Source organism: Burkholderia thailandensis E264, assembly GCF_000012365.1.
GTDB classification, from domain to species: Bacteria; Pseudomonadota; Gammaproteobacteria; order Burkholderiales; family Burkholderiaceae; genus Burkholderia; species Burkholderia thailandensis.
Genome location: NC_007650.1, coordinates 2,244,611 through 2,260,765, shown reverse-complemented (window position 1 = coordinate 2,260,765; position 16,155 = coordinate 2,244,611). Strand labels below are relative to the sequence as shown.

General features: G+C 67.1%; 12 protein-coding genes. 10 read left to right on the top strand and 2 right to left on the bottom strand.

Going from position 1 to position 16,155, the window contains the following annotated elements:
- Positions 1-30 precede the first annotated feature (30 nt).
- From BTH_RS09555 to BTH_RS09520, 8 genes are all read left to right on the top strand, one after another.
- Positions 31-2,094 carry an NADH:flavin oxidoreductase gene (locus tag BTH_RS09555; protein ID WP_009898052.1) on the top strand — a complete coding sequence of 688 codons (2,064 nt, stop codon included), beginning with the start codon at positions 31-33 and terminating at the stop codon, positions 2,092-2,094.
- A gap of 2 nt (positions 2,095-2,096) precedes the next feature.
- Positions 2,097-4,022, top strand: a complete 1,926-nt coding sequence (locus tag BTH_RS09550; protein WP_009898050.1) for a (Fe-S)-binding protein — start codon at positions 2,097-2,099, stop codon at positions 4,020-4,022.
- A gap of 4 nt (positions 4,023-4,026) precedes the next feature.
- Positions 4,027-5,208: an electron transfer flavoprotein subunit alpha/FixB family protein gene (locus BTH_RS09545; RefSeq protein ID WP_009898048.1), complete on the top strand. Its 1,182-nt coding sequence runs from the start codon at positions 4,027-4,029 to the stop codon at positions 5,206-5,208.
- On the top strand, positions 5,205-5,990 hold the full coding sequence (locus BTH_RS09540) for a drug:proton antiporter (protein ID WP_009898046.1): 786 nt from the start codon (positions 5,205-5,207) through the stop codon (positions 5,988-5,990). The genes BTH_RS09545 and BTH_RS09540 overlap by 4 nt, the downstream gene beginning before the upstream one ends.
- A 24-nt stretch (positions 5,991-6,014) precedes the next feature.
- A complete protein-coding gene (locus tag BTH_RS09535; RefSeq protein WP_171462515.1) occupies positions 6,015-7,283 on the top strand; it encodes an aromatic ring-hydroxylating oxygenase subunit alpha in 1,269 nt (422 codons plus the stop codon).
- 20 nt (positions 7,284-7,303) lie between these two features.
- Positions 7,304-8,443, top strand: a complete 1,140-nt coding sequence (locus BTH_RS09530) for a hybrid-cluster NAD(P)-dependent oxidoreductase (protein WP_009898043.1) — start codon at positions 7,304-7,306, stop codon at positions 8,441-8,443.
- A 109-nt stretch (positions 8,444-8,552) separates the two neighbouring features.
- On the top strand, positions 8,553-9,416 hold the full coding sequence (locus tag BTH_RS09525) for a glycine betaine ABC transporter substrate-binding protein (protein WP_009898041.1): 864 nt from the start codon (positions 8,553-8,555) through the stop codon (positions 9,414-9,416).
- Positions 9,417-9,595: 179 nt separating this feature from the next.
- Complete coding sequence (locus tag BTH_RS09520) at positions 9,596-11,251, top strand: APC family permease (protein WP_009898039.1); 1,656 nt, start codon at positions 9,596-9,598, stop codon at positions 11,249-11,251.
- A gap of 86 nt (positions 11,252-11,337) precedes the next feature.
- Here the strand turns inward: BTH_RS09520 and purU are convergent, their stop codons facing one another.
- Both purU and BTH_RS09510 read right to left on the bottom strand, forming a co-directional pair.
- On the bottom strand, positions 11,338-12,213 hold the full coding sequence (purU, locus tag BTH_RS09515; protein WP_009898038.1) for a formyltetrahydrofolate deformylase: 876 nt from the start codon (positions 12,211-12,213) through the stop codon (positions 11,338-11,340).
- A gap of 143 nt (positions 12,214-12,356) precedes the next feature.
- Positions 12,357-13,229, bottom strand: a complete 873-nt coding sequence (locus BTH_RS09510) for a choline sulfate utilization transcriptional regulator (RefSeq protein WP_009898036.1) — start codon at positions 13,227-13,229, stop codon at positions 12,357-12,359.
- A 162-nt stretch (positions 13,230-13,391) separates the two neighbouring features.
- Here BTH_RS09510 and betC point away from each other — a divergent pair, with 162 nt between their 5' ends.
- Both betC and choX read left to right on the top strand, forming a co-directional pair.
- Positions 13,392-14,945 (top strand): choline-sulfatase, encoded by a 1,554-nt coding sequence (betC, locus tag BTH_RS09505; protein WP_009898034.1) that lies wholly within the window; start codon positions 13,392-13,394, stop codon positions 14,943-14,945.
- Between the two features lie 35 nt (positions 14,946-14,980).
- Positions 14,981-15,979 (top strand): choline ABC transporter substrate-binding protein, encoded by a 999-nt coding sequence (gene choX, locus BTH_RS09500; RefSeq protein ID WP_009898032.1) that lies wholly within the window; start codon positions 14,981-14,983, stop codon positions 15,977-15,979.
- The last annotated feature ends 176 nt before the right edge of the window (positions 15,980-16,155 follow it).

Here is a 16,155-nt window from a genome sequence, read left to right as displayed (position 1 = left end):
CAGACATTCGAACGCCAGAGGTCGCCTGCGATGCGTTATCCCCACCTGTTCAAACCCCTGCAGCTGAACCAGCTGACGCTGCGCAACCGGATCGTCAGCACCGCGCACGCGGAGGTGTACGCGGAGCCGGGCGGCCTGCCGGGCGATCGCTATATCCGCTACTACGAAGAGAAGGCGAAGGGCGGCGTCGGACTCGCGGTGTGCGGCGGGTCGAGCCCCGTGTCGATCGATAGCCCTCAGGGCTGGTGGAAATCGGTGAACCTGTCGACCGACAAGATCGTCGATCCGCTCGCGCGGCTTGCCGAGGCGATGCATCGCCACGGCGCGAAGATCATGATCCAGGCGACGCACATGGGCCGCCGCTCGGCATTCCACGGCGAGCACTGGCCGCACCTGATGTCGCCGTCGGGCGTGCGCGAGCCCGTGCACCGCGGCAACGCGAAGATCATCGAGGTCGAGGAAATCCGCAGGATCATCGGCGATTTCGCGGCCGCCGCGAAGCGCGTGAAGGATGCGGGGATGGACGGCATCGAGATCTCTGCCGCGCACCAGCATCTGATCGACCAGTTCTGGAGCCCGCGCACGAACTTCCGCGCCGACGAATGGGGCGGCAGCCTCGAGAACCGCTTGCGCTTCGGCGTGGAAGTGCTGAAGGCGGTGCGCGAGGCGGTCGGCCGCGATTTCTGCGTCGGCCTGCGGATGTGCGGCGACGAATTCCACGAGGACGGCCTCGACCACGAGCAACTGAAGGAAATCGCGCAGGCGATGTCCGAGACGGGCCTGATCGATTACCTCGGCGTGATCGGCTCGGGCGCGGACACGCACAACACGCTCGCGAACTGCATGCCGCCGATGGCGCTGCCGCCCGAGCCGTTCGTGCATCTCGCGGCGGGCATCAAGTCGGTCGTCAAGATTCCGGTGATGCATGCGCAGAGCATTCGCGACGCGGGCCAGGCCGAGCGTCTGCTCGCGAACGGGATGGTCGACCTCGTCGGCATGACGCGCGCGCAGATCGCCGATCCGCACATGGTGATCAAGATCCGCGACGGCCGCGAGGACGAGATCAAGCAGTGCGTCGGCGCGAACTACTGCATCGACCGCCAGTACAACGGGCTCGACGTGCTGTGCGTGCAGAACGCGGCGACGTCGCGCGAGGCGACGATGCCGCACGTGATCGAGAAGACGCGCGGGCCGAAGCGCAAGGTCGTCGTGGTCGGCGCGGGCCCCGCGGGCCTGGAGGCGGCGCGCGTCGCGCGTTCGCGCGGGCACGAGGTCGTGTTGTTCGAGAAGAACCGCGAAGTCGGCGGGCAGATCATGCTCGCGGCGAAAGCGCCGCAGCGCGAGCAGATGGCGGGCATCGTGCGCTGGTTCGACATGGAGACGAAGCGGCTCGGCGTCGACAGGCGGCTTGGCGTCGAGGCGGACGAAAAGACGATCCTGGCGGAGAAGCCGGACATCATCGTGCTCGCCACGGGCGGGCGCAGCTTCACCGATCAGGTGCCGGACTGGGGCGTCGCAGACGGGCTCGCGGTCAGTTCGTGGGACATCCTGTCGGGCCGCGTCGAGCCGGGCAAGAACGTGCTCGTCTACGACGGCGTCAGCACGCATGCGGGCGCGGGCGTCGCGGACTTCATCGCGAGCCGGGGCTCGAACGTCGAGATCGTCACGCCGGACGTGAAGGTTGCCGACGACTGCGGCGGCACGACGTTCCCGATCTTCTATCGCCGGCTCTACGCGCAGGGCGTGATTCACACGCCGAACCACTGGCTCGATCGCGTCTATGAAGAGGACGGCAAGAAGATCGCGGTGCTGCGCAACGAATACACGGAGGAGCAGGAGGAGCGCGCGGTCGATCAGGTCGTGATCGAGAACGGCATCACGCCGAACGACGCGCTGTACTGGAGGCTGAAGCCCGAATCGGTCAACCGCGGCCAGATCGACGTGCACAAGCTGTTCGCCGCCGAGCCGCAGCCGTGCCTCTCGGAGGCGCTCGGCAACGGGCGCTTCCTGCTGTTTCGCGTCGGCGACTGCATCTCGATGCACAACATCCATGGCGCGATCTATGACGCGCTGCGTCTCGTGAAGGATTTCTGACGATGAATCCGGCCATCCTGATTACCGCGTTGCTGTGGTTGTCGGTCGCGGGCCTCGCGTTCGCGGTCGCAAAACGTTCGTCGTACTGGCGGCTCGGCCGCGCGAGCGCGCCCGGCACCTTCGGGCTCGCGAATCTGCTTGCGATTCCGAAGCGTTACTTCGTCGATCTGCACCATGTGGTCGCGCGCGATCCGTACATCGCGAAGACGCACGTCGCGACGGCGGGCGGCGCGCTCGCCGCGCTCGCGCTCGTATTCGTCAATTACGGGCTCGCGATCTACTCGCCGTGGCTCGACAAGCTGATCCTGCTCGCGGCGCTCGCGATGCTCGTCGGCGCGGTGTTCGTCTGGCGCCGCCGTCATGCGAAGGACGTGCCCGCCCGGCTGTCGCGCGGGCCGTGGAATACGCTGCCGTGGCTGCTCGGCGCATTCGCGCTCGGCCTCGTGCTGTTCATGCTCGTGCCGACGGCCGCGATGTCGGGCGCGTTCGCGGTGCTCTGCGCGGTGCTGATCGGTGTGGGCGCGTTCGCGATGACGCTCGGCGCGGCGAAGGGCGGACCGATGAAGCACGCGATCGCGGGCTTGCTGCATCTCGCGTTTCATCCGCGTCAGGAGCGCTTCGCGGCAACGCGTGAAGCGTACACGGGCAACGGCGGCGCGACGCCGCCGACCGCGCTCAAGCCCTCCGACGTCGAGCACGACGAATACGGCGTCGCGAAGCCGGCCGAATTCCGCTGGAACCAGCTACTGAGCTTCGACGCGTGCGTGCAGTGCGGCAAGTGCGAGGCCGCTTGCCCCGCGTTCGCATCGGGCCAGCCCCTCAATCCGAAGAAGCTGATCCAGGATCTCGTCGTCGGAATGGCGGGCGGCACCGACGCCGCGTATGCGGGCAGCCCGACGCCGGGCATTGACGTCGGCAAGCACGGCGGCGATCCGCAGCGCCCGATCGTGTCGTCGCTGATCGAGGCCGACACACTGTGGTCGTGCACGACGTGCCGGGCGTGCGTGCAGGAGTGCCCGATGCTGATCGAGCACGTCGACGCGATCGTCGACATGCGCCGCAACCAGACGCTCGTGCACGGCGCGGTGCCCGGCAAGGGGGCGGAAGTGCTCGCGAACCTGCGCGAGACGGGCACGATGGGCGGCTATGACACGGCCGCTCGCTACGACTGGTCGGTCGACCTCAGCGCGCCCGTCGCGCAGCCGGGGCGTGCCGTCGACGTGCTGATCGTCGCCGGCGAAGGCGCGTTCGACATGCGCTACCAGCGCACGTTGCGCGCGCTCCTGAAGGTGCTCAATCATGCGGGCGTCGATTACGCGGTGCTCGGCCGCGCCGAAACGGATACCGGTGACGTCGCGCGCAGGCTCGGCGACGAGGCGACGTTCCAGCAGTTGGGCAAGCGCCTGATCGGCACGCTCGGCGCACTGTCGTTCAAGCAGATCGTGACGGCCGATCCGCACGTGATGCACAGCCTGCGCAACGAGTACCGCGCGCTCGGCGGCCGTTACGCGGTCAAGCATCACACGGCGTTCATCGCGGAGCTCGTCGCGGCCGGCAAGATCAGGCCGCAGGCAGCCGACGCGCTGCGCGAGAAGCGCATCACGTATCACGACCCGTGCTATCTGGGCCGCTACAACGGCGAAACCGAAGCGCCGCGCAAGCTCTTGAGGACGATCGGCATCCAGGTCGTCGAGATGGAGCGGCACGGGATGCGTGGCCGTTGCTGCGGCGGGGGCGGCGGCGCGCCGCTCACCGACATCCCGGGCAAGCAGCGGATTCCCGACATCCGGATCGCGGACGCGCGCGCGGTGGGCGCGGACGTCGTCGCGGTCGGTTGCCCGAACTGCACCGCGATGCTCGAAGGCGTCGTCGGCCCGCGGCCCGACGTGCTCGACGTCGCCGAACTCGTCGCCGCTTCGCTGGAGTGAACCGATGACCACGCTCAAACGAATCGATCCGCGCCGGCCGTTCATCGTGACCGCGGCGGGACTGAAGCGCATCACGCTCGGCGAGACGGGCAGCGCGCCCGGCGACGCCGCGCGATGGGCGCCGCACGCGCACGGCGCGGCGGCCGCGAAGCCGGTGCGCGTCGTGCGGGAAGCCGCGCGCGTGTTTCTCGTCGCCGCGCACAGCGAGCGCGGCGCGCTCGACGACCATGCGCGCCAGACCCTCGCGGCCGCCGCGCTGCTCGCCGATGCGCAGACCGAAGTCGCGCTCGTCGTGTTCGGAGAACTGAACGACGATGCGGGCGCGCTCGGCGCGGACACGCTGATCGTGCTGCGCGATTTCGACCGTCGCGCGTTCGCGCCCGAGCGAGAGCTCGACGCGCTGCGCGCGTGCGCGGCCGCGTTATCGCCGCAGCACGTGTTCTTCCCGGACAACGCGACGGGCGACGGCGATCTCGGCCGCCGTTTCGCGGCGGCGGCGAATGCGAGCGTCGCGACGCAGGTCGTCGAAATCGCGGCGGACCACGTCGGCGTGCACGTCGACGCGAAGCGCGGCTTCGCGACGCGCTCGTTGCCCGACGTCGTGCTGCTTGCGCACAACGCGGTCGATCCGAAATTGCCGTTCGTCGGCGCGGCGCTCGAGCGCACGCTCGACGCCTTCGATACGCGCCAGAGCCGCGGCGACGACCGTGGCGACAACTACCGCGACCTCCGCCTCGAAGAGATCGATGCCGCGCAGGTCGCGCTCGAGGAAGCGGACTTCATCGTGTCGGCCGGCAACGGCGTGACCGACGTCGCCGCGTTCGAGAAGCTCGCGGCGACGTTCGGCGCGGCGATCGGCGCGAGCCGCGTCGCGGTCGACAACGGTCACTTCACGCGCGACAAGCAGGTAGGCGCGACGGGCAAGACGGTCGATGCAAGCGTCTACATCGCGTTCGGGATCTCGGGCGCGGTGCAGCATCTGCAAGGGATCAAGGATTGCCGCCACGTGATCGCGGTGAATCTCGACGGCAGCGCGCCGATCGCCAAGCGCGCGAACCTGACGATCGTCGGCGACGCGCAGGCGACGATCGCCGCGCTGATCGACGAGGTGAGCGCGGCCCGCGCCGCGCATGCGCGATCGGGCGCGGCATTGACGGAGCGCGAGTACATGGGAGCCGCCGCATGAACGCGAATCGCAAGCTGAACAGCATCGCGGTGCTGGTGTCGGTCGGGCGCCATCCGGTGTCGGGCACGCCGCGCTATAGCCGCAACGACGCGGCCGCGCTCGAGATCGGCCGCACATTGGCCGCCGAGCATCGCGCGCGGCTCGACGTGATTCACGCAGGCGATCCGCGCAACGCCGCGCTCGCCGACTACCTCGCGCTCGGCGCGGCGAGCGTCGAAGTGCTCGAGTGCACGGACGGCGACGACGCGGCCGCCGCGCTCGCCGAGCGCGTGCGCGATCACGATCTCGTGTTGACGGGCACGCGCGCCGAAGGCGCCTACGACACGGGCATGCTGCCTTACCGCGTCGCGGCGGCGCTCGGCTGGCGGTTCGCCGGCGCGGCCGTGGACGTGAGCGTCGACGCTGCGCGCGCGACGCTGCGGCAATTCTTGCCGAAAGGCGTTCGCAGGCGTGTCGAGGCCGCATTGCCGGCCGTCGTCGCCGTGCATCCGCTCGCGAACGCGCAGCCGCGCTACGCGTATGCGCGGCTGCGCGCGGGCGACGTGCGCGCGACGCGCGTCGCGACCCGCGCGGCGGCGGACGCCGGTCAATGGTCGACGCGCGCGGCCGAGCACAAGCCCGTGAAGCTCGCGGCGGCCGACAAGCGCTCCGGCCACGCACGGATGCTGTCCGCGACCACGACCGAAAGCCGCGGCGGAAACGTCGTAATTGAAGGGAGTTCGGTCGAAAAAGCACAAGTGATCCTCGCGTATTTGCGCGAGCATCAGCTCATCGACTACTGAATGAAGCCTGTCGGCAACAACACCATGGATGCAAGGAATCCGGAGCAAACGATGAAGGTATCGGCAGACATCCGCGCGCTGGTGGCGCGCCGCAAGGCAGGCTACAGCCTCGAAGCCCCGTTTTATCTGAGTGACGAGATCTTTGCGCTCGACATGGACGCGATCTTCCGGCGGCACTGGATTCAGGTGGGCGTCGAGCCGGACGTGCCCGAGCCGGGCGATTACGTGACGGTGCAGCTCGGCGCCGATTCGATCCTGATCGTGCGCGACGACGACATGCAGGTCCGTGCATTTCACAACGTCTGCCGCCATCGCGGCGCGCGCTTGTGCAACGAGGAAAAAGGGTCGGTCGGCAACATCGTGTGCCCGTATCACAGCTGGACCTACAACCTGACGGGCCAATTGATGTTCGCCGAGCACATGGGCGAGAAGTTCGACCGCTGCAAGCACAGCCTGAAGCCCGTTCATCTGGAGAATCTCGCGGGGCTGCTGTTCGTATGCCTCGCCGACGAGCCGCCCGTCGATTTCGCGACGATGCGCGCGGCGATGGAGCCGTATCTGCTGCCGCACGATCTGCCGAACACGAAGATCGCCGCGCAGGTCGACATCATCGAGAAAGGCAACTGGAAGCTGACGATGGAGAACAATCGCGAGTGCTATCACTGCGTCGCGAACCATCCGGAGCTGACCATTTCGTTATACGAATACGGCTTCGGCTATCAGCCTTCGCCCGCGAACGCCGAGGGAATGGCCGCGTTCGAGCGCACCTGCGTCGAGCGCGCCGCACAATGGGAAGCGCTGGATCTGCCGTCCGTCGAAGTGGAGCGCCTGACCGACGTGACGGGCTTTCGCACGCAGCGGCTGCCGCTCGATCGCAGCGGCGAATCGCAAACGCTCGACGCGAAGGTCGCGTCGAAGAAGCTGCTCGGCGAATTCCGCCAGGCGGACCTCGGCGGGCTGTCGTTCTGGACGCAGCCGAATTCGTGGCATCACTTCATGAGCGACCATATCGTCACGTTCTCGGTGATCCCGCTGTCGGCGGGCGAGACGCTCGTGCGCACGAAATGGCTCGTTCACAAGGACGCGAAGGAAGGCATCGATTACGACGTGAAGAACCTGACGGCCGTCTGGAACGCGACGAACGACCAGGATCGCGCGCTCGTCGAATTCTCGCAGCGCGGTGCGGCGAGCAGCGCGTACGAGCCGGGCCCGTATTCTCCGTACACCGAAGGGCTCGTCGAGAAGTTCTGCGAGTGGTACGTCGGCCGGCTGGCCGCGCATATCGGCGCATAGCACGAAGACGGAGCGCAACAATGATGCGAGATGCCGCGAATTTCGAACCGGCCGACAGCCGCGTGACGCGCCCCGCGTTCTGGCAGGCGCTGCCGGAGCGCTGGACGAGCGACGTCGAGGAGACGCTCGTGTGTTGCCACGTGCGACAGGAAACGCACGACGTGAAGAGCTTTTTCTTCCGATCGCCGCAGGGGCGCGCGTTTTCGTTCGAGCCCGGGCAGTTCGTCACGCTCGAGCTCGACATCGACGGCGAGACGATCAATCGCTGCTACACGATCTCGTCGTCGCCCGCGCGGCCGCACACGATCTCGATCACGGTCAAGCGCGTGCCGGGCGGCAAGGTATCGAACTGGCTGCACGACAATCTGCGTCCGGGCGCGCCGCTGCGCGTGCTGGGCCCCGCGGGCGAATTCACGTGTGCGCGGCATCCGGCGCGCAAATACCTGTTCCTGTCCGCCGGCTCGGGCGTGACGCCGCTGATGTCGATGAGCCGCGCGCACCACGATCTCGCGGAGGATCGCGACATCGTGTTCGTTCACAGCGCACGCACGCCGGACGACATCATCTTCGCGCGGGAGCTCGATCTGATTGCGTCGACGCACGCGAACTTCCGCACCGCATTCGTGTGCGAGCGGCTTGGCGCGCGCACGAACTGGCACGGCGTGACGGGCTTCCTGTCGTTGCTGCTCCTGAAGCTGATCGCGCCGGATTTCCTCGAACGCGAGATTTTCACGTGCGGCCCCGCGCCATACATGAAAGCGGTGCGCGACCTGCTCGCCGAAGCCGGCTTCGATCGCGGCCGCTACCACGAAGAGAGCTTCTCGTTCGAGACGCTCGCGCAAAGCGACGTGCGGACCGAAGCGCCGGCGGGCGACGCCGCGAGCGACGCGCAAGCGCGCCGGCACACGGTCGCGTTCGCGAAAAGCAATCGCGAGATCGCATGCGGCGCGGACGAGCACGTGCTCGACGCCGCGCGTCGAGCGGGCGTGCGCTTGCCCGCATCGTGCACGCAGGGCATGTGCGGCACCTGCAAGGTGAAGCTCGTGTCCGGTCAGGTCGACATGAAGCACAACGGCGGCATTCGTCAGCGCGAAATCGATCAGGGGATGGTGCTGCTTTGCTGCAGCAAGCCGCTGTCCGATCTCGTCGTCGACAAATGAGCGCGTCGCCGCTGCGCAAGAACGTGTCGTAAAAGAACGATAACGGGGAATTGTGGTTGAAGAACCTAGAGAGGCCCCTTGCTTTTCGACAACCTCAAGGAGATCGATCATGAAATTCCTCACGAAGCTCATGGGCTGCGGCGTGCTGTCGATGATGCTCGCCGCCGCCGCGCCGGTGCAGGCCGATACGAAACCGACGCTGAAGATCGGCTACGTCGAAGGTTGGGACGACAGCGTCGCGACGTCGAACGTCGCCGCGCGCATCATCGAGACGAAGCTCGGCTATCCGGTTCAACTCGTGCCGGTTGCGGCCGGCGTGATGTGGCAGGGCGTCGCGCGCGGCGATCTCGACGCGACGCTGTCCGCGTGGCTGCCTGTCACGCAGGGCGCGTACTGGGAGCAGTTCAAGACGAAGGTCGTCGATCTCGGCACCAATTTCCCCGATGCGAAGATCGGCCTCATCGTGCCCAACTACGTGAAGGCGAAGACGATCGCCGATCTCAACGCGGAGAAGGACGAGTTCGCCGGACGCATCGTCGGCATCGACGCCGGCGCGGGCGTGATGCGCAAGACCGACGACGCGATCAAGGCATACGGCCTGAACTATTCGCTGATGCCGAGCTCGGGCAGCGCGATGACCGCGGAGCTCGCGCGCTCGATCCATGCGAACAAGGCCGTCGTCGTCACGGGCTGGGCGCCCCATTGGATGTTCGCGAAGTGGAAGCTGCGTTTCCTCGACGATCCGAAGAAGGTGTACGGCGAGGCCGAGCATGTCGACAGCGTCGTGAATCCGGCGCTCGAGACCAAGGCGAAGCCTGTCGTCGCGTTCCTGAAGAAATTCCAGTGGAAGCCGGGCGAGATCGACGGCGTGATGCTCTCGATCCAGAGCGGATCGAAGCCCGCGGCGGCGGCCGATGCGTGGATCGCCGCACATGGCGATCGCGTGGGCGAATGGCTCGGCTCCGCGCAGTGAATTTCGACCGCTCAGGCCCGTGCACGCGGGCCTGAGGCGTGGTTGAAAATTCGAAGTTATCCGAACTAATTGGAGAAAAAAGCGGGTTTTCCCGCAGAATTTTCGATGTTTTTTCGACTCGCACAACGAAGTGTTGTTAGAATGTACCCTTGTGCGGAGTCTTCAACGGAGGATTTTGGATGAGTCAAGCAGGACTGCGCGCGCGCAGCACCAGCGAGATCGAGGCAACCATCTCACATGAAGAAAGAGGCCACACCCTGCATCGTGGCCTCAGTTGGAAGGACGCATTTTGGGTAACGAGCGGCGTGCCGGCAGGCGTGCTGTTCACGATCGGCGGCGTATGCGCGACGATCGGCCAGCCCGCGTGGGCGGTGTGGATCGCCGCAATCACGATGGGTTTGATTCAAAGCGCGACTTATGCGGAAATTTCCGGGCTATTTCCTCATAAATCGGGCGGCGCATCGGTGTACGGTGCGATCGGCTGGGTGCGATACGGCAAGTTGATCGCGCCCGTTTCCGTGTGGTGCAACTGGCTCGCGTGGTCGCCGATGCTCGCGCTCGGCTGTGGCCTCGCGGCAAGCTACGCGCTCACCAGCCTGTTTCCGGCGGACGCAGCGATCCTGCACTGGCAGTGGACGCTCGCCGATCTCGGCTTCATCAAGCCCGGCCTGACCCTGCGGGTCAACGCCACCTTCGTGATCGCGACGATCCTGTTGCTGATCACGTTCAAGCTGCAGCACAGCGGCGCATCAAAAGCCGCGCGCACGCAGCGCATTCTCGGCATTGCGTCGCTGACGCCGCTTCTCATCGTCGGCATCGTGCCGTTCGTCACGGGCGACGTGCCGATGTCGAATCTCCTGCCGCTCTTGCCGCTCGGTCACGATGCGCAAGGCAATCTCACCGCCGCCACATTCGGCAACTGGAACGGGCAGGGCGTCGTGATGGCGCTCGGGGCGATGTTCATGGCGGGCTGGGCGTCGTACGGCTTCGAGACGGCCGTCTGCTACACGCGCGAGTTCCGCGATCCGCGCCGCGACACCGCGAAAGCGATCTTCTGGTCGGGGGCCCTCTGCCTGGTCGTGATGACGCTCGTGCCGATGGCGTTCCAGGGCGCGCTCGGCACCGCGGCGATGCTCGATCCGCGCATCGGCGACGGCACGGGCGTCGCGGCCGCGATGGCGAAGATCGTCGGCGGCGGCGCGTGGGTCGCGAACGCGATCGTCGTGATGCTGATGCTGTCGATCCTCCTGATCGTGATGACGTCGATGATGGGTTCGTCGCGCACGCTGTATCAGGCGTCGGTCGACGGCTGGCTGCCGAAGTACCTGTCGCACGTGAACGAGCACGGTTCGCCGACGCGCGCGATGTGGACCGATCTCGGCTTCAATCTCGTGCTGCTGCTGATGTCGGATTACATGACGGTGCTGTCGATCTCGAACGTCTGCTACATGTTGTTCGTTTTCCTGAACTTGCAGTCCGGCTGGATTCATCGGATGGATCGCGGGCAATGGCAGCGGCCGTTTCGCTGCCCGACATGGCTCCTCGTGCTCGGTTCGATCTGCGGCTATGCGAACCTCGTCTATGTCGGCGCGGGCGCGGATCTGCAAGGCGCGGGCACGCTGCGCAACGGGCTCATCGCGATGCTGCTGATCGTGCCGGTGTTCGTCTATCGCCACTACTGGCAGGATCGCGGCCGCTTCCCCGCGCAGATGCGAAGCGACATGGAGCTCGTCGTGCCGGCGCGCAGCGTGTGGCTGAACATGGCGCCGTATGCGGCGCTCGCGGCCGCCGCCCTGACGATCGCGGTGTCGTATTACCTCGCCTGGATGCGATAGCCGGCGTGCGCCCGCGCGGATGCCCAGATGCGTCGCCGCATCCGGGCCGAAGCGAAACGTCGAAGCCTGCGCTTGCCGCGCGCCCGTTACTGGAACACGACGGTGCGATCGCCGTTCAGGAACACGCGCCGCTCGATGAACGCCTTTACCGCGCGTGCAAGCGTGATGCACTCGACGTCGCGCCCCACCGCGAGCAACTGCTCCGGCCGGTACGAGTGATCGACGCGCTCGACCACTTGCTCGATGATCGGTCCTTCGTCGAGATCGTCGGTGACGAAGTGCGCGGTTGCGCCGATCAGCTTCACGCCGCGCGCATGCGCCTGATGATAGGGTTTCGCGCCCTTGAATCCCGGCAGGAACGAATGGTGGATGTTGATCGCGCGATTCGCGAGCTTCGCGCTCGTTTCCGGCGACAGCACCTGCATGTAGCGCGCGAGGATCACGAGCTCGGCGCCGCTCGTCTCGAACACGTCGAGCCACTGCGCTTCCTGCTGCGCCTTCGTGTCGGCCGTGATCGGGAAGTGCCTGAACGGCAGTCCGTGCTGCGCGGCGAGCGGCTCCAAATCCGGATGATTCGACGCGATCCCGACGATGTCCATCTTCAGCTCGCCCATCTTCCAGCGGAACAGCAGATCGGCGAGGCAATGCTCGAGCTTCGACACCATGATCAGCACCTTCGGCCGCGCGGCGACGTCGTGGATCGCCCATTGCATCCGGAAGCGCTCGGCGATCGGCTCGAACTCGCGCCGCAGCGCATCGACGCGCAGCGAATCGGCGTCGTCCGTTGCATGGAACACGCAGCGCACAAAGAAGCGCGCGCTGAGATCGTCGTCGAAGACGGTCAGCTCGTCGACGTAGCAGCGATGCCGGTCGAGCAGGCCGACGACGGCGGCGACCTGGCCGGCCGCGCTCGGGCACGACAGCGTCAGCACGAACTGATGGGGACGTTGTGGAGCGGACATGGATTTCCTCTGACTCGATGGCGCCCCGCGCACGGCGCGGATGCCGGACGTGCGAGGCGATGCACAAGTTAATCAAGCCAGATCGCGTGAGGATAGAACCGAATCGCCGCGCTGCTGGAATCGGCGCGCCAACGTCCGGCGCGTCACGCGCACGCGCCGAGCAGCCAGCGGCGAAAGAGCGGCACCGCGCGCGCCTCCGGCCGCGCGGGCGGCCGGACGAGGTAGTAGCCGCGCGGCGTGACGACGGGCGCGTCGACGAGCCGCACGAGCTGGCCAGCTGCGACCGGCGTGTCGACGAGCGGCGCCCAGCCGAGCGCGACGCCCTGATTCATCAGCGCCGCTTGAATCACGAGCGAGTAGCTGTTGAACGTGAGCCCGTGCGGCTCGGGCGGCGCGGCGAGCCCATGCGCGTCGAACCAATCGCGCCACGCGAGCCAGCGCTCGGGGCGCGTCGGCTGCACGTGCAGCAGCGGCGCGCGCAACAGGTCGGCCGGCTGCGCGATATCGGCATGCGCGGCGCGAAACGCGGGCGAGCACACGGGCGTCACGCGCTCCTGAAAGAGCCGCGTCGATGTGCAGCCCGGCCAGTCGCCGGCGCCGAACAGGATCGCGACGTCGGCGTGGTCGCGCTGCGGATCGATGTCCTGAGACGTGACGACGCGCACGTCGACGCCGGGCATCGCGCGCTTCAGATCGTCGAGGCGCGGCATCAGCCAGTAGGTGGCGAAGCCGAAATCGGTGACGAGCGTGAGCGTGCCGTTCGCGCGGCGGCTGCGGATGTCCGCCGTCGCGACGCGCAGCGCGTCGAGGCTCTGGCGGACCGCCGCGAAGAGCCGCGCGCCGTCTTCGGTCAGCGTGACGCCGCGCCGCCCGCGCTCGAAGAGCGGCGTGCCGAGATCCTCTTCGAGCTGAACGACGCGCTGGCTGACGGCCGGCTGCGTCGAGCCGAGCTCGCGCGCGGCGGCCGTGAAGCTCGCGAGGCGCGCGGCCGCTTCGAACGCGGACAAGGTCTGCATCGGCGGCAGACGGTCTGGTCTCGTCATAAGCACCTCTAATGGCTCATAAGCATTCGACGCCTTCACGGCCGCATTACGGCCGGCAATAGTGAGATCCGGCCGGCGGCGGCAGCCTGTCACGCCGCCGTTTCGATCCGACGATTCCACCTGAGCGCCCAAGCGATGCCCGATACCGCCGATTCCACCGATATCCAGCCGAACATTCTCGTCCTGATGGCCGACCAGCTCACGCCGTTCGCGTTGCGCGCGTACGGCCATCGCGCGACGCGCACGCCGACGATCGATCGGCTCGCCGCCGGGGGCGTCGTCTTCGATGCCGCCTACTGCGCGAGCCCGCTCTGCGCGCCGTCGCGCTTCGCGCTGATGGCGGGCAAGCTGCCGTCGGCGCTCGGCGCTTACGATAACGCCGCCGAATTGCCGGCGCAAACGCTGACGTTCGCGCACTACCTGCGCGCGGCCGGCTACCGGACGATGCTGTCGGGCAAAATGCACTTCTGCGGGCCCGATCAGTTGCACGGCTTCGAGGAACGGCTCACGACCGACATCTATCCGGCCGATTTCGGCTGGGTGCCGGACTGGACGCGTCCCGCCGAGCGGCCGAGCTGGTATCACAACATGAGCTCGGTGCTCGACGCCGGCCCGTGCGTGCGGACCAACCAGCTCGATTTCGACGACGATGCGACGTTCGCGGCGCGTCAGAAGATCTTCGACGTCGCGCGCGAGCGCGCGGCCGGCCGGGACGCGCGGCCGTTCTGCATGGTCGTGTCGCTCACGCATCCGCACGATCCGTATGCGATCACACGCGAATACTGGGATCTGTACCGGGACGAGGATATCGATCTGCCCGCCGTGCGGATGGATTTCGACGCGAGCGACCCGCATTCACGGCGCCTGCGCGCCGTATGCGAGGTCGATCGCACGCCGCCGGACGACTTGCAAATCCGGCGCGCGCGGCGCGCGTACTACGGCGCGACGTCCTATGTCGACGCGCAGTTCGGCGCGCTGCTCGCGGCGCTCGAGCAATGCGGGCTCGCCGACGACACGATCGTGATCGTCACCGCGGATCACGGCGACATGCTCGGCGAGCGCGGCCTCTGGTACAAGATGACGTTCTTCGAAGGCGCATGTCGCGTGCCGCTCATCGTGCACGCGCCGGGCCGGTTTTCTGCCGCGCGCGTGCCGGCGGCCGTGTCGCACGTCGATCTGCTGCCGACGCTCGTCGAACTCGCGACGGGCGAGCGCCGCGCCGACTGGCCCGACGCTGTCGACGGCCGCAGCCTCGTTCCGCATCTGCGCGGCGAGGGCGGCCATGACGAGGCGTTCGGCGAATACCTGGCCGAAGGCGCGATCGCGCCGATCGTGATGATTCGCCGCGGCAACCACAAGTACATCCATTCGCCTGCGGACCCTGATCAGCTCTTCGATCTGAAGAATGATCCGAGCGAGCTCGACAACCTCGCGAACGCGCCCACCGAGGCAGCGCGTGTCGTTGCGTTTCGCGCGGAGTGCGCCGCACGCTGGGATCTCGATGCGCTGCATCAACAGGTGCTCGCGAGCCAGCGCAGGCGGCGCTTCCATTTCAAGGCGACGACCACGGGGCGGATTCGGTCGTGGGACTGGCAGCCGTTCCAGGATGCGAGCCAGCGTTACATGCGCAATCACCTCGAGCTCGACGCGCTCGAGGCGACCGCGCGTTTTCCCCGTCCGCACGCGTGACGCCCGGCGTTACGCACTTTCAAATGGAGCAAGCGATGAAGCGATACGAATCCATTGCGCGGCGGCTCGCGCGCCGCGCGGCAGCCGCATTGCCGGCGTTCGCGACGTTGTCATGGTGCGCCACGGCGGCCACCGCCACGACCCCGGCAGCCGCGGCGGAGCCGGCCGCCTGCCGCGACGTGCGGATGGCCGGCCCGGGCTGGACCGACATCGAAGCGACGAACGCGCTCGCGGGCGTCGTGCTGAAGGCGCTCGGTTACCGGCAGAGCGTGTCGAACCTGTCGGTGCCGATCACGTATCAAGGTCTGAAGAAAGGGCAGATCGACGTGTTTCTCGGCAACTGGATGCCGGCGCAGGCGCCGCTCGTCAAGCCGTTCGTCGACGCGCGCACGATCGACGTGCTCCACGCGAACCTGAGCCATGCGAAATTCACGCTCGCGGTGCCGGACTACGTGGCGGCAGCGGGCGTGCATTCGTTCGCCGACCTCGCGAAGTACGCGCAGCGCTTCGGCGCGAAGATCTACGGCATCGAGCCGGGCGCGCCGGCCAATCAGAGCATCTCGCGGATGCTCGCCGACAAGGCGCTCGGGCCGGCGAACTGGCAACTCGTCGAATCGAGCGAGACAGGGATGCTGACGCAGGTCGAGCGCGCGGTGCGCGAGCACCAGTGGATCGTGTTTCTCGGCTGGGAGCCGCATCTGATGAACACGAAGTTCCATCTCGTTTATCTGTCGGGCGGCGACGCGTATTTCGGGCCGAACTACGGCGGCGCGACCGTCAACACGGTCGCGCGCGCGGATTTCGCGAACCAGTGCACGAATCTCACGCGGCTGTTCCGACAAATGACGTTCACCGTCGATCTGGAGAACGGAATGATCGCCGCGATGCTGCGGGACAAGCGCTCCGCTGTGGATGCCGCGCAACACGCGCTGCGTGCGAACCCGTCGCTCGTCGATGCATGGCTCGACGGCGTGACCACCGCGAACGGCGCGCCGGGCTTGCCTGCCGTGCGTGCGGCACTCGACGCGCGGTGACGGCCGACATCGGCATCGGCGCGGTCCGTCGCATCGTGACCATTCAACGTCGTTTAGTGACGGGTAGCGCGAAAAATGGGTTTGTATTTTTCGCCAACGGCATCCGATTGTGCGCGGGATGCGCAACGGTCGTCGGAGTGGTGCGTCGTTTCAGAAATAGTCGCGGATTCGCGTGC

Excerpts from the sequence above, each read along its gene's own strand:
- BTH_RS09555 (WP_009898052.1), top strand. The coding sequence starts at position 31 with ATGCGTTATCCCCACCTGTTCAAACCCCTGCAGCTGAACCAGCTGACG.
- BTH_RS09550 (WP_009898050.1), top strand. The coding sequence starts at position 2,097 with ATGAATCCGGCCATCCTGATTACCGCGTTGCTGTGGTTGTCGGTCGCG.
- BTH_RS09545 (WP_009898048.1), top strand. The coding sequence starts at position 4,027 with ATGACCACGCTCAAACGAATCGATCCGCGCCGGCCGTTCATCGTGACC.
- BTH_RS09540 (WP_009898046.1), top strand. The coding sequence starts at position 5,205 with ATGAACGCGAATCGCAAGCTGAACAGCATCGCGGTGCTGGTGTCGGTC.
- BTH_RS09535 (WP_171462515.1), top strand. The coding sequence starts at position 6,015 with ATGGATGCAAGGAATCCGGAGCAAACGATGAAGGTATCGGCAGACATC.
- BTH_RS09530 (WP_009898043.1), top strand. The coding sequence starts at position 7,304 with ATGATGCGAGATGCCGCGAATTTCGAACCGGCCGACAGCCGCGTGACG.
- BTH_RS09525 (WP_009898041.1), top strand. The coding sequence starts at position 8,553 with ATGAAATTCCTCACGAAGCTCATGGGCTGCGGCGTGCTGTCGATGATG.
- BTH_RS09520 (WP_009898039.1), top strand. The coding sequence starts at position 9,596 with ATGAGTCAAGCAGGACTGCGCGCGCGCAGCACCAGCGAGATCGAGGCA.
- purU (WP_009898038.1), bottom strand. The coding sequence starts at position 12,213 with ATGTCCGCTCCACAACGTCCCCATCAGTTCGTGCTGACGCTGTCGTGC.
- BTH_RS09510 (WP_009898036.1), bottom strand. The coding sequence starts at position 13,229 with ATGCAGACCTTGTCCGCGTTCGAAGCGGCCGCGCGCCTCGCGAGCTTC.
- betC (WP_009898034.1), top strand. The coding sequence starts at position 13,392 with ATGCCCGATACCGCCGATTCCACCGATATCCAGCCGAACATTCTCGTC.
- choX (WP_009898032.1), top strand. The coding sequence starts at position 14,981 with ATGAAGCGATACGAATCCATTGCGCGGCGGCTCGCGCGCCGCGCGGCA.